This is a genomic window from Kangiella sp. HZ709, from assembly GCF_009674675.1.
Classification (GTDB): Bacteria; Pseudomonadota; Gammaproteobacteria; order Enterobacterales; family Kangiellaceae; genus Kangiella.
In genome coordinates this window covers 1840879-1867116 of record NZ_WKJC01000001.1, presented here as the reverse complement: position 1 = coordinate 1867116, position 26238 = coordinate 1840879, and the positions used below count along the sequence as shown (strand labels likewise).

Below are 26238 nucleotides of genomic sequence, written 5' to 3'. Positions count from 1 at the left end.
TTTATGCTTTAGGCGGCCTTGCTGCACGCTTTCTTTCGCTTTCCGTTAATAACTTCTTACGAATACGAATAGACTCAGGAGTAACCTCAACCAATTCATCATTATCAATAAATTCTAAAGCTTGCTCTAAAGTCATCTTAATTGGAGGCGTCAAAACTTGCGCATCATCAGTTCCTGATGCACGAACGTTGGTTAATTGCTTACCTTTAAGAGCATTAACCGTCAAATCGTTTGCGCGACTGTGAATACCGACAATTTGCCCTTCATAAACTTCATCACCATGTTTGGCAAATAAACGACCACGTTCTTGCAAGTTAAATAAGGCATTAGTTAATGCTTTACCTTGACCATTAGAAATCAAAACGCCATTAATGCGCTGACCAATTTCGCCGCCTTTATGTGGACCATAATGCTCAAACGTGTGATACATCAAACCCGAACCAGATGTTAAGGTCATGAATTCTGTTTGAAAGCCTATCAAACCACGACTTGGCATCATAAAGTCCATACGTATACGGCCTTTACCATCTGGAGTCATATTAGTTAGTTCTGCTTTACGCAAACCTAAGTTCTCCATAATGCTGCCCTGGTGCTCTTCTTCCACATCAATGGTGACTGACTCGTAAGGCTCCATTAATTGACCGTTTTCTTCTTTAATAATTACTTCTGGACGAGATACTGCTAACTCATAACCTTCGCGACGCATGTTTTCAATCAAGATCCCCAAGTGTAATTCACCACGACCTGATACTTTAAATTTATCCGGATCATCAGTTTCTTCTACTCTTAATGCAACGTTATGAACTAACTCTTGGTGCAAACGCTCTAGAATATTTCTTGAAGTAACATATTTACCTTCCTTACCTGCAAAAGGTGAAGTATTCACTTGGAAGGTCATGGTAACTGTCGGCTCATCAACGCTAAGCGCAGGCAAAGCTTCCACTTCATTTTGATCACAAATAGTGTCTGAGATTTTTAAATCGCCCAAACCTGTGATAGCAATAATATCACCAGCTTCCGCCGTTTCGACTTCATGGCGGTCTAAGCCTAAGTAACCTAGTACTTGACCTACTTTACCATTACGTTTAGCGCCATCGGCACCAACAATAGTTACCTGCTGATTAATTTTAACGCTACCGCGCTTAATACGACCAACGCCAATAACGCCAACATAGGAATTATAATCCAATTGCGAGATTTGCATTTGGAAGCCACCTTCGCTATTTGCAGGTGGCGGAGAAACATTGTCGACAATTGCTTGAAACAATGGTTGCATATTTTCGCCAGTTTCGGCTTCTTCGCGACTAGCCCAACCATTCAAGGCAGAAGCATAAACCACTTCAAAGTCTAGTTGCTCATCAGTAGCGCCAAGATTATCAAACAAATCAAAGACTTGATCCATAACCCAATCAGGGCGTGCGCCTGGTTTATCAATCTTGTTGATCACTAATATTGGCTTCAAGCCTTGTGCAAATGCTTTTTGTGTTACAAACCGAGTTTGGGGCATTGGCCCTTCAGCCGCATCTACCAGTAGTAATACCGAATCCACCATCGACATCACGCGCTCTACTTCTCCACCAAAATCGGCGTGACCAGGAGTATCTACGATGTTAATACGGTAGTCATTCCAAGTAATAGCTGTATTCTTAGCTAAAATGGTAATGCCACGCTCTTTTTCTAGATCGTTGGAATCCATCACACGATCTTGCTCGCCAGCGCGTTCACCTAAAGTACCTGACTGCTCAAGCAGCTTATCAACCAAAGTCGTTTTACCGTGGTCAACGTGGGCAATAATCGCAATATTGCGTAATTTTTCGATCATGAGATTCTCGTTAATCTAGTTGGAGCTATAAAAAGTGGCGCAATTCTACACTAGATAAAGGGTTTCGGACAGAAAATAATCACTTTCCTTTAATTTACTCTAAAGCTATAAATCACCTATAATCTCTAAGTTAATCAATCTTTGAGAAATGAAAATGTCCAAATTGGAACAAACTGAATTCCTACGACTTCTAGATGTGACTGAGAATTTCGAAGTTTTGGAGTGCTATCGCTTACTGTGTCCTATGCCGGTAATTAAAACCCAGAATAAATTAAAAGATATGCACGTTGGCGAATACCTCAAGGTTATCTGTACTGACCCTGGAACTATGGCAGATATCCCTACTTGGTCCAGAATCAATGATATAACTGTGATAGGATTTGCTGAGCTTGACGATCACACTATCCAATTTTTGCTAAGAAAGTAAATGATACTTTAAATTCCAAAATTCAACCTGGTTAAATCCCAACGATTAATACTCTATGCCTATTCAAAGATAGGCATGTAGAATAGCGATATGAAGTCGTTTGTTCATTCCATTTCATTATGTGCCATCAACAATAGCACCCGTTAGTAAGTCAGCCAAGATATTGCTCGGTGACGCCACTATTTAAGTGTTTTAAATAAGCGTATTGATTGTTGATGTAAAGGGCCTTGGATAAGCCTTGCTCTCTATAAATATTCGATAGTCGATGTTCCCAATAAACACAGTAGAGAAGAAAGGTCCATTTTAGATCCTATCATTATCATCAAAAACTAGCCGTCTTACTTTGCTTACGCTCTCGGCTTCAGCTATAATCGCTGTCCATTTTTTGAGCAGCACAATTTCTGAATTAGCATGACTGAATTATCGAACACAAAACCTCAACGCAAAGCCGTCGCATTAATTTCTGGTGGTTTAGACTCTTTATTAGCGGCCAGAGTTGTCCAAGAGCAAGGGGTTCATGTTGAAGGTATTAATTTTTACACTGGATTTTGCGTAGAAGGCCATACCCATGCTATTCGTAAAAAAGATAAAGAAAAGCAAAAACGAAACAATGCGTTGTGGAGCGCTGAACAACTTGGAATAAAGCTGCATATTATTGATATTTCAGAAGAATACAAAGATATTGTTTATAACCCTAAGCACGGCTATGGTGCTAATCTCAATCCTTGCCTCGATTGCAAAATCTATATGGTCAATCAAGCTCAAGCTTGGGCTGATGAAAACGGATTCGACTTTATTATTACTGGTGAAGTCATTGGACAAAGACCTAAGTCTCAACGCAAGGAAACGATGCCAATTATTGCACGTGAGTCTGGTGCTGAGGATAGATTGTTACGTCCTTTATGTGCACAAAATCTAATGCCAACCCTGCCAGAACGTGAAGGTTGGGTACAGCGTGAAGAGCTTCTCGGTTTCACAGGTAGAAGTCGAAAACCTCAGTTTGAGCTTGCGAAAAAATTTGGTTTTGAAGACTTTGCTCAACCTGCTGGTGGCTGCTGCTTCTTAACCGATGCAAACTACTCAAAGAAACTTGCAGACCTTTGGGAGGCTCGTGGTGAAAAGCATTATGAGCTTGATGATATTATGCTATTAAAAGTAGGGCGACATATTAGACCGAAGCCTAACTTTAAGATTATTGTTAGCCGTGAAGAAGGAGAAAATAACTTCTTACGAGGCTATCGTAAAGAATTCACCACAATTCACACGGTTAGCCATGGTGGCCCTCTAACTCTAGTAGAAGGTACTTTTGATAAAGAAGATCTAAAGTTAGCTGCTCAAATTGTTGCGCGTTATTCTGGTGGAAAAGGCGCCGATAAAGTTACTGTTGAAGTGGATAACTTTGAAGGCTCTTCCTTCGTTATGGATGTCAAGCCGATGGCTGCTCACGATGTTTTAGATGAGTGGCATATTTAATAGTTGCATGGTGACTTTACTAACCAATAGAATAAGATATTTATATTTACGTATTACTCTCTATGAAATTTACAGAATCCTTAGAAGTTCATTATCCTACTTACGTATTACAACGTGATTTTTCTGGCTTATCAGATCTTCATAAATCTCTTTATAAGAATATCTTGGCTTTAGAACAACAATTCGCTGATAAAAATGCTGTTAAATCTGGCCAAATTACAACTGAAGGTGGGTTTCAAACTCCATTAGACTTCAATTATTTTCAGCAAAATGATTCTGTCGTGAACCGATTTAAAACAGAAATCTTATTTCCTGCAATTAATAGTTACCTATCTCAAGTTTTTGGTGAAGAATCTAAAAAAATAAATCCCTGGCCTGTTGGGTGGGCAAATATACTAAGGAATAAAAATTGGCAACGTCCTCATTTTCATCCTACTGTGAAGAATATAGCAAGCGGAGTTTATTACCTCAAAATACCCAAAGATGCTAAATCACCTGAAGGGGATATAGAGTTCATCAATCCAGTGCCCATTTCTATCAATCACGGCTACTCGAACACAAGAAGAATCACTCCTGTTGAAGGTAAACTTATACTATTTCCCCCTTACTATATGCACTATGTTCACCCTTCTTCTTCGAATGAGGACAGAGTGGTCATAGCTTTTGATGTACTCTCTGAATCACCTGGTTTTCAATTTGTATATTAAGCTCTTATATTTACATACTTGTTTTCAAACCAAAAATTACTCGCAATAGTTATTCTTTCTTTAGCGCCTAGATAAGGCGATACTTCATGCATTAAATTTGATGGAAAAAATATAATTTGTCCCGTACGTAACTTTATATTCATTGTAGACTGACTGAATGGTGGTTGTAGATTTACATTACCAGCATCAATATAACCATTAATTTGAAATGGCGAGAAAAACCTTGTAACACCACTATCATCACCAGAATTATAATCACCTTCGGCCACACAATACACTGCTGACCAAGAAGCCATTGGATGATTATGATTTGTGAAATAGCCACCATTTCTAGTGACGTGAAACCAAGTTTGCTGCTTGATTACCATTGAACTTGATATTTTCTCGTGGTAGCCATTTAATTTACAAACTAATGCCTTTACTCTACTAAAGATTTCTTCTTTTAACTCTCTAATAACGGGTTCACTTCTATCCAGTAGATTCCATTCGCTCTCATAAAGCCCAGTTTTTTTTGATTGAGTTAAAATTTTATTTTCTTCTTCGGAGTTTTCGATTTCTAGAATATAGTCTTTAAGCTGATTATGAAAAATATCAGGTTTATTGATTGTGTCTACGGCTACCGGTAAGGCAAACCATTGTTCTAACTTCATATTGTTTCCTTAAAAAAAGAGCGGCAAATGCCGCTCTTTATTCTTCTGTAGTGTTAAAACTATTAGAAGTTTGTGCTTAGACGCAAGTAGTAGAAGCTACCAGGAGCATCATACTGAGTTGGGTCAAAGCTGTTAGCAAATGCTGCATAAGAAATCGGTGGATCTTTATCACCAATGTTTCTAATACCGAATGCTAATTGGCTATCCCAATCTGCAACATTGTAAGTCACACGTAAATCGTGGTAAGTAGTACCACCTAAACGTTGTTGGTTATCAGTTGCGTCAGCTGGATCGTTGATGAATGTACATAATGCATCTTCAACTGCGTTATCTGAAGCACTAGTACCTAAGTCACAAGACTCGGTAACTGCGTGAATATAACGAGTAGTCCAAGAAACACCCCAGTCACCGTAGTTCCAATCTAAGTAAATGTTTGAACGGAAACGTGGAATTAGACCACCACCAAAACCAACACCTACGTTGTTGATGAATACAGTGTTACCAGTCGTATCATCGGTAAACTCAGAACCATACTTATCTACATAAGAAGTATCCCAAATAATGCCGAAAGTACCTAGCTCATCAGTATCAAAGCTATAGTTAACTGCTAAATCAGCACCTTCAGTTGATAAGTTTGCAGCATTAACGTTACCGTTAAATAAGTCTGAAACGTTACCAGCTGATGAACGAGTGATGAAGTTACATAAAGCACGATCACCAGGAGCAGCAGCATAACAGCTATTCAAGATGTTTTGCGCGCCAACTGTAGTAACAGCGTTATCAATCTCAATGTCATACCAATCAACAGAAACTGTTAAACCGTCTACTTGCTCAGGGCTATATACGAAACCGAAAGTTTGACTTTCTGTTTCTTCAGGACCTAAGTCAGGGTTACCACCAACAGTGATACGGATTTGTTGGTTAGGCTGAATGTAAGTAGTAGGTACACCATCTGCTTGACAGTTAGCAATAACATTTGGATCTGTACTGTTAGTGAAATCACTACATGGATCCGTTAATGTTGGGAAGCTATCGCCTTGACCTTGGAATAATTCAAAGATTGACGGAGCACGGAAACCTTCTGAGAAAGTACCACGAACCACTAAATCATCCATTGGCTGCCATCTGAAACCAAGCTTGTTGTTAGTCGTGCTACCAAAGTTGCTGTACTTAGAGTAACGGCTTGCAACTTGTAATGACAACGACTTAGCTAAAGCTACGTCTGACAATAGAGGTAAATCAAACTCAACATATGCTTCTTCAAGATCATAAGCACCTTGAGTTGGCTGACGAGAGTTACCAGATGTAATGCCAGCTGCGATTAAAGCATCAGGTTGATCGAAACCTTCTTCGAAACGTCTTTCTAAACCAAATGCAAACTTAGCAACGCCAGCAGGCAATTCAAACATGTCACCAGCGATGTTGAAAGTGATATCTTGAGAATCAGTCTCTAGAGTATCCTGCGCTGTGAATGTGATGTAGTTGATCATCGCTGGAGTAATAGTTCCAGTGAAGCTTGCAGGGTCAGAACCGCCGAACAAGTTCAAAGGTACACACGTAGAGTCAGTTAAACAAGCATCAGAAAGAGCTAAGTTAACTCTTTGCATGTTTAATAAACCATCTGTCAAAGTATTTTGAGAGATACGTGCATATGTGTAGTTAAAGTCCCAGTTAAATACGCGGTCTAAAGCTTCAAATTCACCGTCGAAACCAGCACTGAACTGCCATTGGTCAACGTCTTGTGAGAAGCTACGGAAACCAGCTTCAATCATACGACGACCAGTTAATAATAAACAACCAGCTGTTGGGTCTGAACAAGTAGAATCTAACGCATAACCTAATGGGTTAAATGGGTTGTTAGCGCCGATTACAGTTTGTGTACCAAGACCAGAACCAAATAGACCTACAAATAATGGCGTAGGTGCTAAAAGTTGCTCAGATTTACGGTTACCGTAGAAAACTTCTGAACGGAAACGTAAAGTATCATTGATTTGATGTGAAGCTTGAGCATACAAGTTAGTTCTTTCTTGTGGCGTTACCAAGTAGTTAAATGGAGCAAAGTTAAAACGACTTGCTACGTTATCCCAAGGTACGAAACCACCAGCACCATCGCCAGCGTTGTTAAAGAAGTTGCCTGCTGGATCATAATGTAAGAAACGACCATCTGGAGTACCAGAAGAACCGCCATATCCAACTGGAGCACCAAATACAGGAACTGCAGCGATTTCACGATCGCCAGCAAATACTGGCTCAATTTGAGTGTAAGAAACATTTAAGTAAGCTGAAGATGTATCACTTGCAGCACCCATGCCAACACTAAAGTTTTGAGTTTCACCATCACCTTCTGAAGTCTCACCTAAGTAAGCAGAAGCGTTCATGCCTTCGTAATCAGTTGTAGTGATTACGTTTACAACACCAGCGATTGCGTCAGAACCATATACTGCAGATGCGCCATCTTTTAAGATTTCAACACGCTCAATGATTGATACTGGAATGTTGTTTAAATCAACAGAACCACCTAAACCAGGAGTCCAACGACGACCATTAACTAGCACTAATAGACGGTTAGAACCTAAGTTACGTAAATCAACAGTAGTTGAACCATTACCACCGTTGTTGAATGTAGTATTTAGAGCAGAACCTGCCGCTGGGATGTCCTGAAGGATATCACCAATACTTTGCGAACCTGTACGCTCAATATCTTCTTTAGTTACAACTTGAACAGGATTAGCTTCAGCTAAATCAACGCCACGGATACGTGAACCTGTAGTTGTAACAACGTTTGCTTCTTCATCGCCCTCTTCAGCAGCAAAAGCAACTGGAGCAGTGGTAGCGAATGAAGCAGCTAAACCGCCAAATAAGGCAGCTTTAACAGCTTTAGCTATCATTGTCTTGTTAGTCATAAAATCTTACCTATATGTAGTTAGTAAATTTACTTTTATTAACACCATTTTTGTTATTTCTTCGATCCATAGAAAACAACCAATAAAAAATAACACTGGTGGAGTAATAAATATCACAGATAAAGCGGACAGGTCAACAAAATTTACCTTTTGACCGTTTTTTTATGGAACTTTTATTAGAATCGAGAATACATAAGGTACTTTTCTGAATTGTCAATCAAAATCAAGACTTTATGAGCTGTTTAATATTCAATCAATTCAGTCCAATTCTTAACTATCGAGAATAGGCTCATCAGGTAAAATTATCATGCACCACTATGGTGCAGCGGCTTTCTTTGTAGCCTCTAAATTAACTACAGTTAACTTCCATTTATCCGTATAATTGCCCCAATATTTTGCTTAAGACCTTATTTGGAGAAATTTATGTCAGTTGCTGCCGTTTTAGAAATGCTTAAGGAAAACGAAGTTCGTTTCGTTGATTTACGTTTTACCGATACGAAAGGTAAAGAACAACATGTTACCATTCCTGCCCATCAGGTAGACGAAGACTTCTTACAAGACGGTAAGATGTTTGACGGCTCTTCTATTGCTGGCTGGAAAGGCATTAACGAATCTGACATGGTTTTAATGCCTGATACATCTACGGCTGTAATGGATCCTTTCTTCGAAGATCCTACTCTAAACTTGCGTTGCGATATCTTAGAGCCGTCAACAATGACAGGTTATGAGCGTGACCCTCGCTCAGTAGCTAAGCGCGCAGAAGAATATTTAAAATCTACCGGTATTGCTGATACGGCTTATTTTGGTCCTGAGCCAGAATTCTTTATGTTCGAAGACGTTAAGTTCAAAACTGACATGAGCGGCTCTATGGTGAAAATTGATGACCCGGAAGCTGCTTGGAACTCTGATAAGAGTTATGAAGATGGCAACACAGGTCACCGCCCTCGTGTTAAAGGTGGCTATTTCCCAGTTCCGCCTGTCGATTCATCGCAAGATATTCGCTCGCAAATGTGTCTAGTAATGGAAGAAATGGGTTTAGTCATCGAAGCACATCACCATGAAGTGGCAACAGCTGGTCAAAACGAAATCGCTACTCAATTTAATACCTTGGTAAAAAAAGCTGACGAAGTACAAATTCTTAAATATGTAACTCACAACGTTGCTCATGCATATGGCAAAACGGCAACTTTCATGCCTAAGCCAATTGTTGGTGACAACGGTACTGGTATGCATATTCATCAATCTCTTGCAAAAGATGGAACCAATATCTTCGCTGGTGACAAATATGGTGGTCTTTCTGAAGAAGCATTGTATTACATTGGTGGTATCATTAAACATGCCCGTGCTTTAAATGCTATCACTAACCCTTCAACTAACTCTTATAAGCGTTTAGTTCCTGGCTTCGAAGCTCCAGTCATGTTGGCTTACTCTGCGCGCAATCGATCTGCGTCGATTCGTATTCCACACGTACCAAGCCCTAAAGCACGTCGTATCGAAGCGCGTTTTCCAGATCCAATGGCCAACCCATACTTAGCCTTTGCGGCGATGATGATGGCTGGTCTTGACGGCATCCAAAACAAAATCCACCCAGGCGACGCCATGGATAAGGATTTATATGATTTACCTGCTGAAGAAGCAGCTGAAATTCCAACCGTTGCTAACTCATTAGAGCAAGCATTAGATGCGCTAGATGCGGATCGCGAATTCTTAACTCGCGGCGGTGTATTCTCTGACGATATGTTAGATGCTTATATTGCATTGAAGCGCGAAGAAGTTGCTTTGTTAAACATGACAACTCATCCAATTGAGTTTGAAATGTATTACAGCCTATAAGCTATTGAGATTACTCAAACCGCTTATCAAAGCCCAGCAACCGCTGGGCTTTTTTGTTTTGACAGCATCAATTTTCTCAGGAATACTTTAGTTATATTGCGATATGGAGTTTCCTGTGTCATTGAAAAATATTCTAATCTACCTCAGTTCAGCCTTACTATTGGCAACTGTGAGCGCTAAATCTTCAGCAGAAGAAAAAACACTGTATAAAAAAATAGACAAAAACGGCCGTGTAATTTTTACTGATAAGCCCCTTCCTGGTGCTAAAAAAGTGGTAGTCGACACGAGTAAAAATGTGATGGCTATTCCGAAAGTAAAAACCAATAAAAACGTAGAAGATAAGTTTGTCGTAGGATTTGGTAAAAGAAAACAGGATGACAACAACGAGAAGACAAAGCCCTTTCAGTACCAGCTCCTATCCATAGAAAAACCCACTAATGATGAAGCCGTTCGAGCGAATGATGGCAACCTCTATATAATAGTCGCCATCACTCCAATGCTGCAAAGAGAACATAGTATTCGATTATTGATGGATGGTGAAGCGGCAAGCCCTGACCAAAAAGTACCTTACTTCTCATTAACCAGTGTCGATCGCGGCACTCATCAATTGACGGCTCAAGTTATCGATGATTCCACTGGTGAGATTTTGCAATCGAGTGAATCAACAGAATTTCACTTATTGCGAGCTTCAAGATTGCAAAACAACAGGCGCTAATTTGAACGCATGAATCGCGAATGCACCAGTATGGTGCATTTTTTGTTGCTATAGCATAAAATAGTTAAAACGATACTGTAAATCATTTAATATGGACTCTGAAGCTCCTCTTCTTTCGCAAATCACTACGGCTATTTTGATTCTCGATCTCAATGGTCGCTTTTTTTATTTAAACAATAGTGCTGAAAGAGCTGTAGGGATCACCGCACGCAATTTGATTGGTAAACGCTTTAACTATTTTATCGAAGCTGAAAGTTTACCGGTTAGGGAGTGGTTATCGCAATTAAGCCATCTAGAAACTAAAATTTATGACAAGCGCTTATTGCAATTCAAAAATCAACAGTCAGTTGATGCCGAGTTAGTATTACAAAAAATTCTTCTGGCTAACGATTATTATTTATTGATCGAATGGCAAAATAGTTCTTTAGTTAAAAGGCATAAGCAAGAAGAAGAAATTCTTCGACAACAACAAATCCAGCAACAACTTTTGAATAATCTCGCACATGAAATAAAAACACCTCTAACGGGTATCGCAGGCGCAGCACAACTTATCAATCCTGAACCGAAAGATAACCTTGAAATTAGTAACGTCATTAGCAAAGAAGTTAAACGGTTAACTCAACTCGTGAATAGAATGTTGCTGGGGCAGCAAGTCGCCAGTCGATTAAGAGTCAATATTCATGAAATCATTGAAGATGTCATTAGATTCTTAAGCTTAAACTTGCCGCCAAATATCACCATTGTCAGAGATTATGATCCTAGTCTACCTGAGCTGGAATTAGCGCCTGAGCAGATTTATCAAGTTGTACTAAATCTAGCTCAAAACTCCGTTGATGCTTTAGTTGAAACTAACAATCCTAAACTCACTTTCAAAACTCGTATTAAAAAAGAGCACCCTTTAGCGCCTGAAGTGAATCTAGCCGTTTGTATTAGTATTATTGATAATGGCTGCGGCATTCCTGAAGCGCTCAAGCCCAGTATTTTCTTCCCAATGATTAGCGGCAAGAACAGTTCTGGACTAGGACTTGGCATAGCCCAGGGTTTATTGCAGCAACATCAAGGAACCATTGAAGTTGACTCGAAGAATGGACTTACTCAATTCCGTTGTTACTTACCTTTAAACAGCGATCATTCCAATGGATAAACCATTAATTCTTTTAGTCGATGATGACAGCTCTATTCGCTGGGTTTTAAGCAAAGCCCTTAATAATGCTGGCTTTAAGGTTGTTGCCGCTAATAATGGACAGGACGCGCTCAAGTTAATTGAACAACAATTACCAAAATTGATCATCACCGATGTACAGATGCCAGGAATCAGCGGCTTAGAATTAATGGAGACGATAAAGCTTCGCCATCCTGATTTGCCAGTGGTGATTATCACTGCCAATACCGATACTCAAATGGCGGTTGAATCACACAAAATTGGTGCTTTTGATTTTTTACCAAAACCATTCGATATCATTCAAGCTGTTTCCATATGCCAAAAAGCGATCGCTAAAGATTCAATTGAAGAGTTACCACCATGGCAGGAGCAAATTCAAAGAACCATGCTGGCCGAATACCATCAAGGAAATCAAAGTATTTTTACGGAGTTACAAAAAGGTTTTGAGCAATTTATGGTCGAGCAAGCATTAACAATTTGCCAAGGTCACAAGCAAAAAGCAGCGAAATTATTAGGTTGGGGTCGCAATACCTTGACGCGTAAACTACAATCTTGGCAATTAGATGCCCAATCAAGCGGCAATAAAACTACAGAAGATAACAACTAATGTTTCATATAGTACTGTTTGAACCAGAGATCCCGCCCAATACCGGCAATATTATTCGCCTATGTGCCAATACTGGATTTCAACTACATTTGATCGAACCTCTAGGGTTTGAAATCGATGATAAAAGAATGCGTCGCGCTGGCCTAGATTATCACGAATGGGCAAAAGTTAAGATTCATAAAACCTATCAAGAATTTAAAGATTCAGCACAACCAGAGCGTTTATTTGGCTTAAGCACTAAAGGTAAAGCCTACTATCATAAAATTGAATACCAAGACGGAGATTTTTTTATATTTGGGCCTGAAACTCGAGGTTTGCCTGACTGGATATTACAAGACATTGCCGAACACCTACTCCGCATTCCAATGAAAAAGGATAGCCGTAGTTTGAACTTATCGAATACCGTCGCGATTTTGGCTTATGAAGCATTGAGGCAGAAAAGCTTCGCTCAATTTGAATAAAATGACTGCCTGATTTAGGAGAGCTGTAACTTGCTAAGACTCTCGTTTTAAGTCTCTAGTCAGCAACTGATGAGCAACTTGCTTAGGATCGACACCCTTATAAATAATTTGATATATCGCTTGGCAAATGGGCATTTCCACACCAGTTCTTTCAGCTAACATTTTAACTTCTTTGGCATTACGAACCCCTTCAACCACTTGGCCGATTTCAGCTTCTATTGCTGCTCGGTCTTTACCCTTACCCAGAGCCATCCCAAAGCGTCGATTACGAGACTGATTATCTGTGCAGGTTAAAACCAAATCACCCATACCAGCCATGCCATTAAAAGTTTTACGCTTGCCACCAAGGGCCTTACCCAAACGCATCATTTCTGCAAGCCCGCGAGTAATCAGTGCGGTTCTGGCATTAGCACCAAAACCAAGACCATCTGCGATTCCTGCGCCGATTGCTATTACGTTTTTTACAGCACCACCAATCTGCACCCCGACTACATCTTTACTCAAATAAACTCTGAAGCGCTCGTTGTGCAATGCTTTAGCAAAACCTTTGCGTAACTTCTTATTTTTTGAAGCCAAGGTTATGGCTGTAGGCATTCCCATTGCCATTTCCTTAGCAAAAGTTGGCCCTGATAAAATGGCATAAGAAACTTCAAACCCTAGTATTGACTCCAAAGTGGTACCCAATAGATCGCCAGTTTCCGGATCTAAACCTTTACTTGCCCATACTATCTGGTTGCCACTATCTAAATAGGGTCTGGCTTGCTCCAAACACTTTTTAAATGCATGACTTGGTACTGAAATCAAAACCGTATCAACCTTGTTTAAGGCTGTTGGTAAATCATCGGTAATAAATAAATTTTCAGGAAAAGAAACGTCAGGAAGGTACTGCTGATTGGCACCGTCTTGTTGCATCTGCGCAACTTGCTTAGTTTTGCGTGCCCATAAGGTAACTTGATTACCATTATTGGCTAGCAACACAGCCAAGGCGGTACCGTAGGAGCCAGCTCCTAGGACCGCAATGGAAAGTGATTTAGCCATATTAACTTTTTAGTAAGTCAGATTGACTGAATTAAGCTTGGCCTTCAGCTGGTTGGCCGGCTTGATTTTGTTGTCTTGCTTGCTCATACAAGGAGTTAAAGTTTACAGGAGTTAAAATGAATCTAGGGAATCCAGCACGGGCAATTGACTCAGAGATAGCTTCACGAACGTATGGGAACAATTGTTCAGGACAAAAAGTTCTTAGAATTTGGGCTGTAGTTGACTCGTCATAACCACTTACATTAAACACGCCACCATATTTAACTTCAGCAATAAAAGCGGTTTTTTCTCCAACCTTAGCGGTTACGGTCACTTGTAAGTCAGCTTCATATGCATCATTTTGTAATTCTTTAACATTATTAGCTAAGCTGATTTTCATATCAGGCTTATATTCTTCTAAGAATATCTCAGGAGAGTTTGGTGTTTCTAAAGAAATATCTTTTGCATAAATAGTCTGCAAATGAATTTGCTTACCTTGCGCTTCTTGCGGGTTTAGTTGCTCTTGTGGGTTTTGAACTTGATCATTCTCAGCCATTATCTTCTCTCTTATCTTTTCTTTAATATTTTCATGAATTACGCATTAGTAAAAACCAATGCTTCTAATTTGTTTGCTCTTCGTAAGGCAAAAAGGTCATCGCAGCCGCCAATAGGTGTATCATCGATAAAAACTTGTGGCACAGTTCGTTTACCCGCCATCTTTGCCATTTCATCTTGTAATTGCGGTTTGCCATCTACAGAAATTTCTTGGTAGTCCAGCTCTAAGGAATTTAGCAATTGCTTAGCGCGAATACAGTAAGGACAGTAAGTTTTTGTATAAATAACAATTTTTGCTTGTTGTTTCAAAGCCAATTTCTCTAATTAAACAGTTAGCCTTTCTTTAAAGGAAGGTTCTCGGCAGTCCATGATTGGATACCACCTTTTAACTTATGAACATCCTTAAAACCTTTAGCTCGTAACATTGTAGAAGCAGCGCCTGCTTGCATCCCAGTGTTACAAACCATAATCATGGGGCTGTCTTGATATTTTTCAAGATCTTTCATGCTATCTTTTAATTTAGTAAAAGGCAGGTTAATCGAACCTGAAATATGTCCTTTATTGAAGTCTGCGATAGAACGCAAATCGATCATAACACCATTTTCTCGATTCACCACTTCAGTAGCTCCAACAGTCGTCAGGCTTTGAGAGCCGCTCATTGCAGTTTGCACATAACTGAGTATTAGTAAAACTGCCGCAAGGATCCAAGCGCTACCTAATAGATAGTGGTTGGAATAAAATTCAATCAATTGTTCCATAAGTCTTCTAACGTTAATTCATACGGATACTAGCTATTTAGCCAGCATTACAGGATAAAGCATTATACACAAATGATTGCTTAAACCTAGTTTTTCAAGGCCTACTGTGAGCTAAAAAAGAAAAAGGCAAACCTTCCGATTTGCCTTTATATCTTAAACAGAATTTTAGCGTTGATAGTTTGTTTTAAAGCGCTTCAACCTTGAGGCTAGCACCTTCAAAGCCAACCACTTTCACCCGCTGATTAATTTCCATATCAGAGCCAATAACGCGCCAGTGAGTATCTCCCACTTTTGCTTTACCAACGCCGTTAACTATCGCAGTACTTAATACAAACTCTTTACCAATCAATGCTTTACCACGCTGGTTCAGAGTATCATTTTCGTCTCGAACACCTATTTTGTGTTTTTTAGCATAAGACTTCCAAGCAACTATGCTGACGATTGAGAATATCGAGAAAAGCAACCATTGCACTTGAGGACCAATAAGATCCCCAAAAATCAGCTGCAAAACACCCACTACTATGCCTGCGACCCCAAACCACAATAAAATCGCGCCAGGAGCAAACATTTCAAGGGTGAGCAAAACCAGGCCAATAGCCAGCCAGTGCCAATATTCCATATTCATAAAGAATTCCATAATAACTCCTTATCTATTATCAACAGTCGTCAATTAAGACTTTTTACCAAAAGCTTCTTTCGCTAATTCGGCCACGCCTGCAACAGAGCCAATCACTGATGAAGCTTCTAGAGGCATCATCAAGACTTTTTGATTATCGGAAGTGGCAATTTTGCCTAACGCATCGACGTATTTTTGAGCAACAAAGTAATTGATCGCTTGCACATTACCTTCAGCGATAGCCTTTGATACCATTTGTGTTGCGTTCGCTTCAGCTTCAGCTAAACGCTCACGCGCCTCAGCTTCACGGAAAGCCGCTTCCTTATCACCTTCAGCTTGTAGGATTTGCGATTGCTTCATACCTTCAGCTTCAAGAATTTCAGATTGTTTCGTACCTTCCGCTTCAAGGATTTGGGCACGCTTAATACGCTCAGCTTTCATCTGACGCGCCATGGCATCAACCAAGTCTCTTGGTGGTAAAATATCTTTAATCTCAATACGGGTAACTTTTACACCCCATGGGTTGGTCGCTTCATCGACAATCGTCAAAATTCGCGCATTGATTTCATCACGCTTAGACAGCATCCAATCCAAATCCATTGAGCCCAGTACTGTACGAATATTAGTCATCACTAGGTTTTGCATGGCTCTATGTAATTGATTGACCTCATAAGTCGCTTTTACCGAATCAACCACTTGATAGAAACAAACTGCATCAATAGTGACAGTTGCGTTATCTTGCGAAATAACTTGTTGTGCAGGAATGTCTAAAACCTGTTCCATCATATTAACTTTGGCGCCGATCTTATCCACCACAGGGATAATAATATGCAATCCTGGTGTTAATACGGTTTTTAACTTGCCGAAACGTTCGACAGTATATTCGTAACCCTGAGATACGGTTTTTACGCCAGATATAATTAAAAAAATGGCAAATGCCGCAATTGCCCCAATGACGATTTCCATAGCAAGCTCCTATACTTTTACTTGATTTATATTTATCAAAAACGCCACTAAACGACGATTTATTTGACTAATATATGGGGATTATTAGAGTAATTTCAATAAGTTTAGTGTTACCAATTATTTACAAGCAATTTTCAATCGCGCTCTACTTTCACCCTAGCCTAGATTTTAAGCAGCAGGTACAATAGCCATACTATATTATACCCAAAGATTTACTATGACCCACAGCGTAAAGCCGATGGCCTTAATTATCCTTGATGGTTGGGGCTACTCAGAAGATCCAAAAGACAATGCCATTATGGCGGCCAACACCCCTAATTGGGATAACTATTGGTCGCGCTATTCCCGTACCCTAATCTCAGGGTCTGGCACTGATGTTGGCTTGCCAGAAGGTCAAATGGGTAACTCGGAAGTTGGTCATTTGAATCTTGGCGCTGGTCGTGTGGTTTATCAAGATTACACTCGTATTAGCAAAGCGATTAAAGACGGCGACTTTTACGAAAACCCCGCTTTAGTCCAAGCCATTGAAACAGCCGTTGCCAATGACAAAGCAGTTCATTTAATGGGTTTATTATCACCTGGAGGCGTACACAGCCATGAAGATCATATTCATGCAGCGATTAAATTAGCTCAGCAAAAAGGTGCTCACAAAATATATGTGCATGCTTTTCTTGATGGTCGCGATATGCCACCTCGTTCCGCGCAAGCAAGTATTGAAGCGCTGGAGAAAGTCTGTAAAACCACAGGGGCTGGGCGTATTGCAACCATGACTGGTCGTTATTACGCCATGGATAGAGATAACCGTTGGGAGCGGGTTGAAGCTGCTTATAAAATGCTCACCGAGTCAATTTCTGAATATCAATATGAAACTGCAACAGAAGCTTTATCCGCGGCTTACGCACGTGGCGAAAACGATGAGTTTGTTGCAACTTCTATTATCGGTGACCAGGCAGCGATTGCTGATGGCGACTCTATTATCTTTATGAATTATCGCGCCGATAGAGCCAGGGAAATAACTCGTGCTTTTGTTGATACAAATTTTAATGGCTTTCAAAGAACAGTCTGCCCACAACTTGCTGATTTTGTGATGCTGACTCAATATGCTGCTGACATCGACACTTCAGTAGCTTATACGCCAATTAGCATGAGTAATGTGCTTGGCGAGCATTTGCAAAAACTTGGGAAAAAGCAATTGCGTATTGCTGAAACAGAAAAATATGCGCATGTTACTTTCTTTTTTAATGGCGGAATTGAAGAGCCTTTTAATGGTGAAGATCGAGAGCTCATTCCTTCACCAGATGTAGCAACATATGATTTACAGCCTGAGATGAACGCATCAATCGTCACTGACAAGCTAGTTGATGTTATTGAACATCAAACCCATGACGTGATCATTTGTAACTTTGCTAATCCTGATATGGTAGGTCATACCGGTAATTTCGAGGCGACGGTAAAAGCCATTGAGGCGCTCGATATTTGTTTGGCCCGAATTGTTTCAGCTTTAGAAAAAGTTGGCGGTGAAGCTCTCATTACTGCCGATCATGGCAATGCAGAAAAAATGGCAGATGCTACTACCGGTCAGGCACATACCGCCCATACTTCTGAACCAGTCCCGCTACTGTATGTTGGTAGAAAAGCAAAAGCAAAAATTAGCGATGGGGTCTTATCAGATTTAGCGCCTACTATGTTAGATTTGATGCAATTGCCAATCCCTGAAGAAATGACTGGCCGCCCTATTTTTGAACTAGAACAATAAGTGTCGATAATCTTTAGATCATTTTTATGCTTAACACTGCTGTTTTTTACTAGCGGTGTTTTAGCGGATAAAACAAAAACCGAACAAGAACTACAGCAATTACAAAAAGCCATTGCCGCGGTAAAGGATAAACTTTCAGAAAACCAGCAGCAACAATCTAAAGCTGAAAAACGCTTATCAGATGCTGATAAAAAACTATCCGCCGCCAGCAAAAATTTACGAAATACTAGAAACTCAATCACAAACAAACAAAGTGACCTAAAGAGTTTAAAAAAAGAACAAACCATTAAGCAGGTTGAAGCTCAACAGCAAAAAATCTTATTAGCTAATCAACTCAGAAGCGCCTACAAATCTGGCAATGAAGAATATTTAAAACTCTTGCTTAATCAAGAAGATCCAGCAAAAGTAACACGGATGCTTAAATATTATGATTACTTAAATAAAGCTCGCATAGAAAATATTCAAGCATTGCAAAATAATCTTAAGCGGCTAAATGAAATTGAACTTGCTATAAATTCTAACATCCTCGATTTACAATCTTTACAACAATCTCAAGAAGAACAACGATCCAATTTATTAACCTTAAAGAAAGAACAGCAGTCGGCTTTAGAGCAATTAAAAACTGACTATAGCTCTGATAATCAACGTTTATCGAAACTGCGAAGAAATGAGCAAGAATTACAAAAGCTGCTTTCTCAATTAGAAGAAACTCTCAAGAATTTCAGCCCGCCACAATCCTTAAATGGTCTGGCGAACTTTAAGCGTAAACTCAACTGGCCATTAAAAGGAAATCTTTTGCATCGGTTTGGCACCTCTAAGCTTGACAGTTCTCTTAAATGGAATGGGATTATGATTAATAGTAAAGAAGGTAATGAGGTTCAAGCCATCCAACAAGGCAGGGTTGTTTTTGCCGATTGGTTGCGTGGTTTTGGATTAATGACTATTATCGATCATGGTAAGGGCTATTTATCACTCTATGGCCATAACCAATCTCTGTTAAAAAATCCTGGGGATTTTGTTGAGGCTGGCGAGCCGATTTCCACAGTAGGGCAAAGCGGTGGGTTTCCGCAGAGTGCCCTTTATTTTGAAATTAGGCACAACGGCAAACCGCAAAATCCATTACAATGGATAAAGCAGTAACTCATTTATCGAGAACATTATGCTAAAAATCATTTTAATCATTTCGGCCTTATCTTTGAGCGCTAACCTGCTTGCTGAACATAGTGAAAGCGTTAAAAAGCAAAAGGATGCTTTTGATGCTCGAATTGAAGAATTACCATTGGATGAGCTTGCTACCTTAACCGATGTTTATGCACAAATTAAGAAAGTTTATGTCAATGAGTTAAGCGATAAGGAAATCTTAGAAAATGCCATAAAGGGTATGCTCAGCAATTTGGATAAACACTCTGCGTATCTTAGCCCTGATCGGTTTGAGCAACTAGAAGAATCTGCCCGAGGCGAATACGGAGGAATTGGAATTCGCGCTGATCATTTAGAGGATGCGATTTATGTACGTTATATTTTCGACGAATCACCTGCAAAAAAATCAGGATTAAAGTTAAACGACCGAATCGTTGCGATAGATGGTCAATCTACCCAAGGCATGAGCGTGAGCGAAGGCAGTGACTTATTACGGGGCACCCCAAATTCAAAGCTTAAGCTAACTGTCATTTCTGAGAATTCTGAACAAGAAAAAACAGTTAAATTACAAAGGAAAATCATTCAATTTACCAGTGTCAGTTATGAGCTAATCGAGCCAGATATTGGCTATGCCCGTGTTGGTGAATTTCAAGCCAGATCAGCCAAGGATCTTACCCAGGCGATAACAAAAATGGAAAAACGCAATAAGAAGCCATTAAAAGGCTTTATTCTCGATTTGCGTAATAACCCAGGTGGGATTTTAGAAATGGCTGTTGCTGTTAGTGATTTATTTTTACATCAAGGCGTCATTGTTTATACCAAAGGTCGGCTAGCGGATTCTAACCAAGAATTTACTGCCACTTCTGGTGATATCTTAAGAAACCGCCCTTTGATTGTTCTGGTCAATGGTATTTCCGCTTCAGCATCTGAAATTGTTTCAGGCGCCTTGCAAGATCATAAGCGAGCTTTAATATTGGGCACTCAATCCTACGGTAAAGGTTCAGTCCAAACAGTTTACCCGATTCAAGGTAAAGGAGGTGGAATAAAGATTACTACAGCACTTTATTACACACCTAACGACCGCTCTATAAGAGATTTGGGGATTACTCCAGACTTAGTCGTAGAATTTGAGGAGTTCGAAGGTGACGCTTCTGATATTAAGCCAAATTACAAAGTGGATAATCAAGTAGTCGCCGCAGTGGAAGAGATTAAAAAATTAAGTAGCAAGAACGTTACAAACTAATCCTTCTGCTGTAGGAAACTTTGCAGTAAATATAGAGCGGCTATGCTCCTAGCCTCAGTAAAGTCATCCCGTAATAGCAATTGCTCAATGTCACTAAATTTCCATTGAATAACTTCAATCGGTTCAGGCTCATCACCCTCAAGTTTTGAAGGGTATAAATCTTCTGCTACTACTACATCCATTTTATGACTCAAATAACCAGGAGCTAGGCTAATTTTTTTCAGTTGTGTTAATTTATTCGCTGCAAAACCTGTTTCTTCTTGCAGCTCACGATTAGCAGCATCTATCGACTTTTCTGCCGGTTCCACCAATCCTTTGGGAAATGCTAACTCGTAAGCCTCCACTCCTGCGGCGTATTCTTTGATCAATAGAAAGTGTTCCTCATCGACCACAGGAATAACCAATACAGCGCCATTAGAGCCAGCCTTTAATCGCTCATAGATCCTTTTCTCACCATTGGAGAATTCCATGGATAACTCTTCAACCGCAAATAAGCGAGTTTGCGCAACTATTTTAGATTGTTTGATTTTCGGTAACTTGCTCATGAATTTTACCAATTTAAAATTTCATCCAGTTGATTAATGCTTTCAAAACTAGGATAAGATTTCATCGGTTTAGAAGAATCTGGACTTGATACCCCCAGTGTAAACTCAATCCCAAAATTCCTAGCAGCTTGTAAAATATCAATACTATCATCCACAAACAAAGTGGTTTTCTTGTCAAAGTTCCAGCGGGATTCTATCGCCTGCCAAAACTTGTTGCTTTCTTTTGGATAGCTTGTTTGATGACTTGACAGTAACTCACGAAAATACCAAGAAAAATCCTTTTGCTTTAACTTTATTGCTAAAGTATCTGGATGCGCATTGGTGACCAAGTAGATAGTTTTATGTTGCTCTTTTGCGCCGCGAAGAAATTCTAAAGTACCCTTACGATATTCTACTCGCTCTGCAATACTGGATTTGATCTCGGCTATATCTAAAGCTAATTTTTCAGACCAAAAGTCAATACAGTACCATTGAAGACTGCCTTGGTAATGAGCGAAGAGTTTAGTTAATTTATTTTTGGCTGTTATTTCTGAAATATCGTGCTTTTTGGCGTATTCTCTTGGTATTAATTCTAACCAAAAGTAATTATCGAACTCTAAATCTAGTAAAGTACCGTCCATGTCGAGCAAGACAGTTTCTATTTGTTGCCAGTTAGAGCTTGTCACTAAAGCTTTCCATTCCAAACAATCTCATAACGTCCATTATTTATGCGAGCAATCTTTTTGATCCAATTATCAAGCTCAGCAGGAAGTGAAGAGCTAGTCGTAAGATTTAATTTATAATCTCTGGCAGGCGTTAAAGATAGCTGCCCTTTAATATCTAATACGCCTTTATTTTCTAGTATTTCTATAACCAAATTATTATTAGCGTCTGTGGCTATTTGAAATTTAAAATTACCTAAAGGCAGACTATTATTTAGATACTCTATGTTGGCATTCAACCAATCGCCATTACCTTGCACATTTGACCAGCTACCTTTTGTAGAAAAGTCTGCAATTTTGATATCGCCGACAATGGTCCCATTGACTCCTTTTACCGGAAACTTCATAAAAGAGTCTAATAACTGCGCATTTAAACGGTAAGCAAGGTTTTCTATAACAACCTTTTCCGCCTGAGCATCAAGCTCACCTTCAAGCATTAAGTTGTCGTCATCCGCAGAAAGATGCAGGTTCAAACTGCCAGCTAGCAAGGAAAAAGGAGTGATATCAATCGCAACATTTTGAATCGTCAGTTGTTTATAGCTAATGACAGCAAATTTAGGTGACCAAATAGAGCCGGTAATCTCATCGAATTGAAGGGACTGTAAATTTGGGGGCAGATAACTTTTTACGATTGGAACTATGGTTCTTGCCGGAGCGAGGACTAATAAAAATACTATTAACACCGCAATACTCAGCAAAACGCCGAATAGTTTCTTTTTCACAACTTAACCTGCTCTTAAAACTTTTAACGATACGTCTACTTTTCCAGAAGCATCCGTTTTTGATACCCGAAAATTCTCGACAATTAACCCTTTGTTTTGCTCAAGATCTGACACCCATTGAATCAGTTTATCAAACTCAACATCATCTAAACGCAGCTGCATCTCTTGATTTCTTTTGCGCTCTTGGATATTGGACAAACGCAAACCATATTGGTTGGCAGTTTGATTAACCATTTGATTTAAAGGCTGACTGGAAGTCGCATTAACCCCTCCTGCCTTCAGAGTAGCTACTTGCTGTTTTAAAGCCCCTAATTGAGAAGCTAAAGCATCGCGGTCATTGACTAATCCTGCTCTATAGTCTTTTATCGGTAAAATGATTAATAAGGTAATGAGAAGCAGACCAAAAGAAATAGCCAAAATTTGAATCATTAACTTTTCGCGCTGATTAAGGCCAGCATACCAATTCTTTAACTCGCTCATTAGTTCACCTTAACCACTAGTCTGGTAGTCCAACTACCACCATTATCTTTAGCATTTCTCATTTCAGCTTTGAGGCCATTTGCTTCGAGTCGCTCTTGAGTAGAAGTTAATTGCTGATAGTTATCGGCAATAACATCCAGATTCAAAGTACCTTGCTTGGAGTTATAATCAATTTGCTCTAACCTTAGCTGCGCAGGATCTATGGTTGTATAAACTTTATCTAACAAACTCGTTAAGCCAGCCACTTGCCCAGTACTACCAGCAGCTTTTTTATACAAACGACCTATCTCATTGATTTTTGAGTCTAGCTTCTGCTCATCAATATTAGGGCTGATTTTTCGAACTTCCTGCAATGCTTGATTTTGATAAGCATCTCTTTCACTTTTAAGTACAATTATATCGCTGACTAAATAACTCAAACCCACCACTGCTAATACTGATGCCGCTATTAGTGGTAATCTCCATACTCCAATAGTATTGTTTGATTTTTTTGTAGGCGAAAAATCTTGCTGTAATAAATTAATACCGTTGCTTCTATCTTGCGAAGCCAGCCACAGCAATTCATCTTCAATTGGCATGGGCTGTACGGCTAACCCTGCAACAGAGTTTAAATTTATCGGTGTTTCTTTATCTGAAAATACTCTTAATGCTTGGCTAATACTTTGCTCTTCTTCAATTGCCTGATTTAAATTCCATTGCAGTAAATCTTTTGCCATATCCTGTGGCGCCGACCAAAAGGTGTCATTGTCTTGTCTTACCAAGGCGGGATCGGAATCCAGCATACTCCATGCATCTTCAAACACAGGTAGACTAGCTGCATCAGGAATCAACTCATCCGGTTCTACACCTGCATTTTTAAACCTGTCTAGCAAATCCGATAAATAAGCTTTACTGATAACATTGATCGATAATTGATTATCTCCATCAATCTCACCTAAAGCAAAATGCTGAGTTTCAACTGACTCAATCACTAGCTCTTCTAACAAATAAGGGACTGCCTTTTGTAACTGCTTTCTGTTTTTTGTTGGTGCATTAACTTTAAAACTTCTAATTTTTTCAGCAGGGATTAAAACCGTCACCGGTAACTCTTCCGCCATGTCTGCTAATGCTACAATATCATTAAGTAACAAGTTTCCACGCTCAAGAAAGTTGGTAGTGGCTTCCTGTGAGTTAATGAGTCCCCATTCAACCGATTCATGATCGGGCAATAATCGAATAAATAATCGATCTTTCATTTCAATCTCCGATGTGGCGTGCAACCACTTGAAAATCATTATTGTTTTTAATTAACAATGACTTTGTTTCCGCTTTTCCGGTATGAATAACAGCCCTTGCCGTCATCAAAAAATACTTACTGTCGAAAGCTAAGCGACCACTAGCTGCTTTGGAAGCTTTGCCTCCTTCTAAAGCAGTAAAGAAATCGCCTTCGTTATAGCCTTCTTCAGGTAACTCTTGGAGTACCTGCTGAACAGTAGATAAATTCACATCATCTAATAGAGCCCAAACCAGAACTGCATGCTCTGGCTTGACTGTATTGACGTTTATGGTGCCTTCTTGAATAGGTAAAACACATATATAATCTTTAATTGCATCATAAATCTCAGGTGTATAGCCCTTTATCACCAATAGTTCACTTGTGTGAGCTAATAAATTATTTGCAGCTCTATAAGGAATTTCATATCCGGTATAAGTATAATCTTCAGCACCATCAGCGCCAGAAACCTCCTCATCAGGATCTAACCAATCTCTTAAGGTTGAAGCCAGTTGCGCTGGGGTAGCTTCTGCATCGCTAGGTAATAATGAGTCCAATAACTTGGCGTAAATTTTTTCGCCCGGTAATTGTTTACCAAATCCAACAGGATCAATTACAGCAGCATCGCGAGATTCATCTCTTAACTCTGCATCGGCACCGCCATCTCTATCACCGCTTTCATTAGCTGCTACCAATAATGAATTCAAATTGAAACAGCTGTGCATATCGCGCACTGTACCTTCGAGTGAGCCCAAGTTATTTTCAATCGGAAACTGCATAGGCGTTGTTGCCCACTGCTGATTTCTAACTACTCGCTCAGCCTTTGATTGTTCAAAAAATTGAGACAGCAAGCTTGTCCCAAAAATTTCTGCACCTGCCATATATTCACTAGCACGAGCATTATTAATAATATTGAAAGTCCTTCTATCGCTGACTTGGCGCTCATTAATAATAAAAGTAGCAAACATCATCAAAACAGCAGCAATCATTAACACTGTAATGAGCGCGATACCTTGTTGTTGTTGATTCAGTTTTGTCATATGTTCTTAATTAATAATAATTACTAACGACCTTTTGTGCCGTCATCTAGAGCAGGGTTTCTTGGCTCTTCTGCAGCATTGGCGAAAGAAGCTATTGGGAATATTCTAAATATCTGGCCTAAGTCCTTTAAAGTTAAGGTAACCTTGATGGCTTTTGGCATATCGGTTAAGTTATTCTCTTCAGTTTCCCACTCTTTTATCCAATCATCATCTTCTTCTAAAAATTCAAACTTTATTTCTTCTACCTGACTTAAAATAGGCCTTTTTAATTCTTGCCCTTCTTGTGCATTATCCACGTACAACCAATGGTTTCGAACTAATCTATCTTCATCCAGCTGATAAACTAAATGCTGCAAATTACTACGCGCTAATTTTGCCGGGTTACGCCAGCCGGTTCGAGTAAACTCTAGAAAACTATCAGAAGCCGAGGTTTTCCCTCTTAATAAAGCCACTTTATCGCCAAACTCATTCCGGCGCTCTCGAAAAACCAGATGTTGAATATCGTCTTCTACTTGTCGCACTGCCAGCTGAATTTCTCGTAGACGATTAATTTGCTTCTCATTCGATTTCATGGTGCCTTGAACAGTATTAAAAAGCTGCATCGCGACTAGTCCAAAAATTCCTAAAATAGCTAATGAAATTAATATCTCCGTTAAACTAAACCCTTTTACTCTTACCAATCTCATG

The 26238-nt window shown here is 39.6% G+C and carries 27 protein-coding genes; 11 read left to right on the top strand and 16 right to left on the bottom strand.

The window, feature by feature from the left end; translation table 11 throughout:
* Position 1: 1 nt before the first annotated feature.
* Positions 2-1822, bottom strand: a complete 1821-nt coding sequence (typA, locus tag GJS41_RS08820) for a translational GTPase TypA (protein ID WP_154246906.1) — start codon at positions 1820-1822, stop codon at positions 2-4.
* Between the two features lie 154 nt (positions 1823-1976).
* Between typA and GJS41_RS08815 the strand changes: the two genes are divergently transcribed.
* The 3 genes from GJS41_RS08815 to GJS41_RS08805 all read left to right on the top strand — a co-directional run bounded on the left by GJS41_RS08815 (position 1977) and on the right by GJS41_RS08805 (position 4429).
* Complete coding sequence (locus GJS41_RS08815; RefSeq protein WP_154246905.1) at positions 1977-2249, top strand: sulfurtransferase TusA family protein; 273 nt, start codon at positions 1977-1979, stop codon at positions 2247-2249.
* Between the two features lie 411 nt (positions 2250-2660).
* Positions 2661-3722 (top strand): tRNA (5-methylaminomethyl-2-thiouridylate)-methyltransferase, encoded by a 1062-nt coding sequence (locus GJS41_RS08810; protein WP_154246904.1) that lies wholly within the window; start codon positions 2661-2663, stop codon positions 3720-3722.
* A 62-nt stretch (positions 3723-3784) separates the two neighbouring features.
* A complete protein-coding gene (locus GJS41_RS08805; RefSeq protein ID WP_154246903.1) occupies positions 3785-4429 on the top strand; it encodes a putative 2OG-Fe(II) oxygenase in 645 nt (214 codons plus the stop codon).
* Here the strand turns inward: GJS41_RS08805 and GJS41_RS08800 are convergent.
* Both GJS41_RS08800 and GJS41_RS08795 read right to left on the bottom strand, forming a co-directional pair.
* A complete protein-coding gene (locus GJS41_RS08800) occupies positions 4426-5079 on the bottom strand; it encodes a putative 2OG-Fe(II) oxygenase (protein ID WP_154246902.1) in 654 nt (217 codons plus the stop codon). The genes GJS41_RS08805 and GJS41_RS08800 overlap by 4 nt on opposite strands.
* A 62-nt stretch (positions 5080-5141) precedes the next feature.
* Entirely contained in the window at positions 5142-7982 is a 2841-nt protein-coding gene (locus GJS41_RS08795) for a TonB-dependent siderophore receptor (RefSeq protein WP_154246901.1), read from the bottom strand.
* A gap of 423 nt (positions 7983-8405) precedes the next feature.
* Between GJS41_RS08795 and glnA the strand changes: the two genes are divergently transcribed.
* The 5 genes from glnA to trmL all read left to right on the top strand — a co-directional run bounded on the left by glnA (position 8406) and on the right by trmL (position 12760).
* Positions 8406-9815, top strand: coding sequence for a glutamate--ammonia ligase (gene glnA / locus GJS41_RS08790; protein WP_154246900.1), 1410 nt, complete (start codon positions 8406-8408; stop codon positions 9813-9815).
* A gap of 115 nt (positions 9816-9930) precedes the next feature.
* On the top strand, positions 9931-10530 hold the full coding sequence (locus tag GJS41_RS08785; protein ID WP_195758367.1) for a DUF4124 domain-containing protein: 600 nt from the start codon (positions 9931-9933) through the stop codon (positions 10528-10530).
* A 91-nt stretch (positions 10531-10621) separates the two neighbouring features.
* On the top strand, positions 10622-11674 hold the full coding sequence (locus tag GJS41_RS08780; RefSeq protein ID WP_154246898.1) for a nitrogen regulation protein NR(II): 1053 nt from the start codon (positions 10622-10624) through the stop codon (positions 11672-11674).
* Positions 11667-12299: a response regulator gene (locus GJS41_RS08775; protein ID WP_154246897.1), complete on the top strand. Its 633-nt coding sequence runs from the start codon at positions 11667-11669 to the stop codon at positions 12297-12299. Before GJS41_RS08780 ends, GJS41_RS08775 begins: the two co-directional genes overlap by 8 nt.
* Positions 12299-12760 (top strand): tRNA (uridine(34)/cytosine(34)/5-carboxymethylaminomethyluridine(34)-2'-O)-methyltransferase TrmL, encoded by a 462-nt coding sequence (gene trmL / locus GJS41_RS08770; protein ID WP_154246896.1) that lies wholly within the window; start codon positions 12299-12301, stop codon positions 12758-12760. The genes GJS41_RS08775 and trmL overlap by 1 nt, the downstream gene beginning before the upstream one ends.
* Before the next feature lie 33 nt (positions 12761-12793).
* Here trmL and gpsA read toward each other — a convergent pair whose 3' ends face one another.
* From gpsA to GJS41_RS08740, 6 genes are all read right to left on the bottom strand, one after another.
* Positions 12794-13798, bottom strand: coding sequence for an NAD(P)H-dependent glycerol-3-phosphate dehydrogenase (gene gpsA / locus GJS41_RS08765; RefSeq protein ID WP_154246895.1), 1005 nt, complete (start codon positions 13796-13798; stop codon positions 12794-12796).
* A gap of 31 nt (positions 13799-13829) precedes the next feature.
* The gene (secB, locus tag GJS41_RS08760; RefSeq protein ID WP_154246894.1) at positions 13830-14333 is read right to left on the bottom strand and encodes a protein-export chaperone SecB; all 504 of its coding nucleotides are present in this window, start codon (positions 14331-14333) and stop codon (positions 13830-13832) included.
* 38 nt (positions 14334-14371) lie between these two features.
* Complete coding sequence (grxC, locus tag GJS41_RS08755; RefSeq protein ID WP_154246893.1) at positions 14372-14641, bottom strand: glutaredoxin 3; 270 nt, start codon at positions 14639-14641, stop codon at positions 14372-14374.
* Between the two features lie 23 nt (positions 14642-14664).
* A complete protein-coding gene (locus tag GJS41_RS08750; protein ID WP_154246892.1) occupies positions 14665-15090 on the bottom strand; it encodes a rhodanese-like domain-containing protein in 426 nt (141 codons plus the stop codon).
* Positions 15091-15274: 184 nt separating this feature from the next.
* Positions 15275-15727, bottom strand: a complete 453-nt coding sequence (locus tag GJS41_RS08745) for an NfeD family protein (RefSeq protein ID WP_154246891.1) — start codon at positions 15725-15727, stop codon at positions 15275-15277.
* 33 nt (positions 15728-15760) lie between these two features.
* Positions 15761-16672, bottom strand: coding sequence for an SPFH domain-containing protein (locus GJS41_RS08740; protein WP_154246890.1), 912 nt, complete (start codon positions 16670-16672; stop codon positions 15761-15763).
* A gap of 217 nt (positions 16673-16889) precedes the next feature.
* Between GJS41_RS08740 and gpmI the strand changes: the two genes are divergently transcribed.
* Genes gpmI through GJS41_RS08725 form a run of 3 tightly spaced genes read left to right on the top strand, consistent with a single transcriptional unit; the run spans position 16890 to position 20811 of the window.
* A complete protein-coding gene (gene gpmI / locus GJS41_RS08735) occupies positions 16890-18428 on the top strand; it encodes a 2,3-bisphosphoglycerate-independent phosphoglycerate mutase (protein ID WP_154246889.1) in 1539 nt (512 codons plus the stop codon).
* Entirely contained in the window at positions 18429-19568 is a 1140-nt protein-coding gene (locus GJS41_RS08730; RefSeq protein ID WP_370515663.1) for a murein hydrolase activator EnvC, read from the top strand.
* A gap of 19 nt (positions 19569-19587) precedes the next feature.
* Positions 19588-20811: a S41 family peptidase gene (locus tag GJS41_RS08725; protein ID WP_154246888.1), complete on the top strand. Its 1224-nt coding sequence runs from the start codon at positions 19588-19590 to the stop codon at positions 20809-20811.
* On the opposite strand, the gene nudE is transcribed toward GJS41_RS08725, so the two are convergent.
* Genes nudE through gspJ form a run of 7 tightly spaced genes read right to left on the bottom strand, consistent with a single transcriptional unit; the run spans position 20808 to position 26237 of the window.
* A complete protein-coding gene (gene nudE / locus GJS41_RS08720) occupies positions 20808-21356 on the bottom strand; it encodes an ADP compounds hydrolase NudE (RefSeq protein WP_154246887.1) in 549 nt (182 codons plus the stop codon). The genes GJS41_RS08725 and nudE overlap by 4 nt on opposite strands.
* A 5-nt stretch (positions 21357-21361) precedes the next feature.
* Entirely contained in the window at positions 21362-22021 is a 660-nt protein-coding gene (gene yrfG / locus GJS41_RS08715) for a GMP/IMP nucleotidase (protein ID WP_370515662.1), read from the bottom strand.
* A complete protein-coding gene (locus tag GJS41_RS08710; RefSeq protein WP_154246885.1) occupies positions 22021-22779 on the bottom strand; it encodes a type II secretion system protein N in 759 nt (252 codons plus the stop codon). Before GJS41_RS08710 ends, yrfG begins: the two co-directional genes overlap by 1 nt.
* Positions 22780-22782: 3 nt before the next feature.
* Positions 22783-23259, bottom strand: a complete 477-nt coding sequence (gene gspM, locus GJS41_RS08705) for a type II secretion system protein GspM (protein WP_154246884.1) — start codon at positions 23257-23259, stop codon at positions 22783-22785.
* Positions 23259-24494: a type II secretion system protein GspL gene (gene gspL, locus GJS41_RS08700; protein ID WP_195758366.1), complete on the bottom strand. Its 1236-nt coding sequence runs from the start codon at positions 24492-24494 to the stop codon at positions 23259-23261. Before gspL ends, gspM begins: the two co-directional genes overlap by 1 nt.
* A gap of 1 nt (position 24495) precedes the next feature.
* Positions 24496-25551 carry a type II secretion system minor pseudopilin GspK gene (gene gspK, locus GJS41_RS08695; protein ID WP_154246882.1) on the bottom strand — a complete coding sequence of 352 codons (1056 nt, stop codon included), beginning with the start codon at positions 25549-25551 and terminating at the stop codon, positions 24496-24498.
* A 23-nt stretch (positions 25552-25574) separates the two neighbouring features.
* Positions 25575-26237 (bottom strand): type II secretion system minor pseudopilin GspJ, encoded by a 663-nt coding sequence (gspJ, locus tag GJS41_RS08690; protein WP_195758365.1) that lies wholly within the window; start codon positions 26235-26237, stop codon positions 25575-25577.
* Position 26238 lies beyond the last annotated feature (1 nt).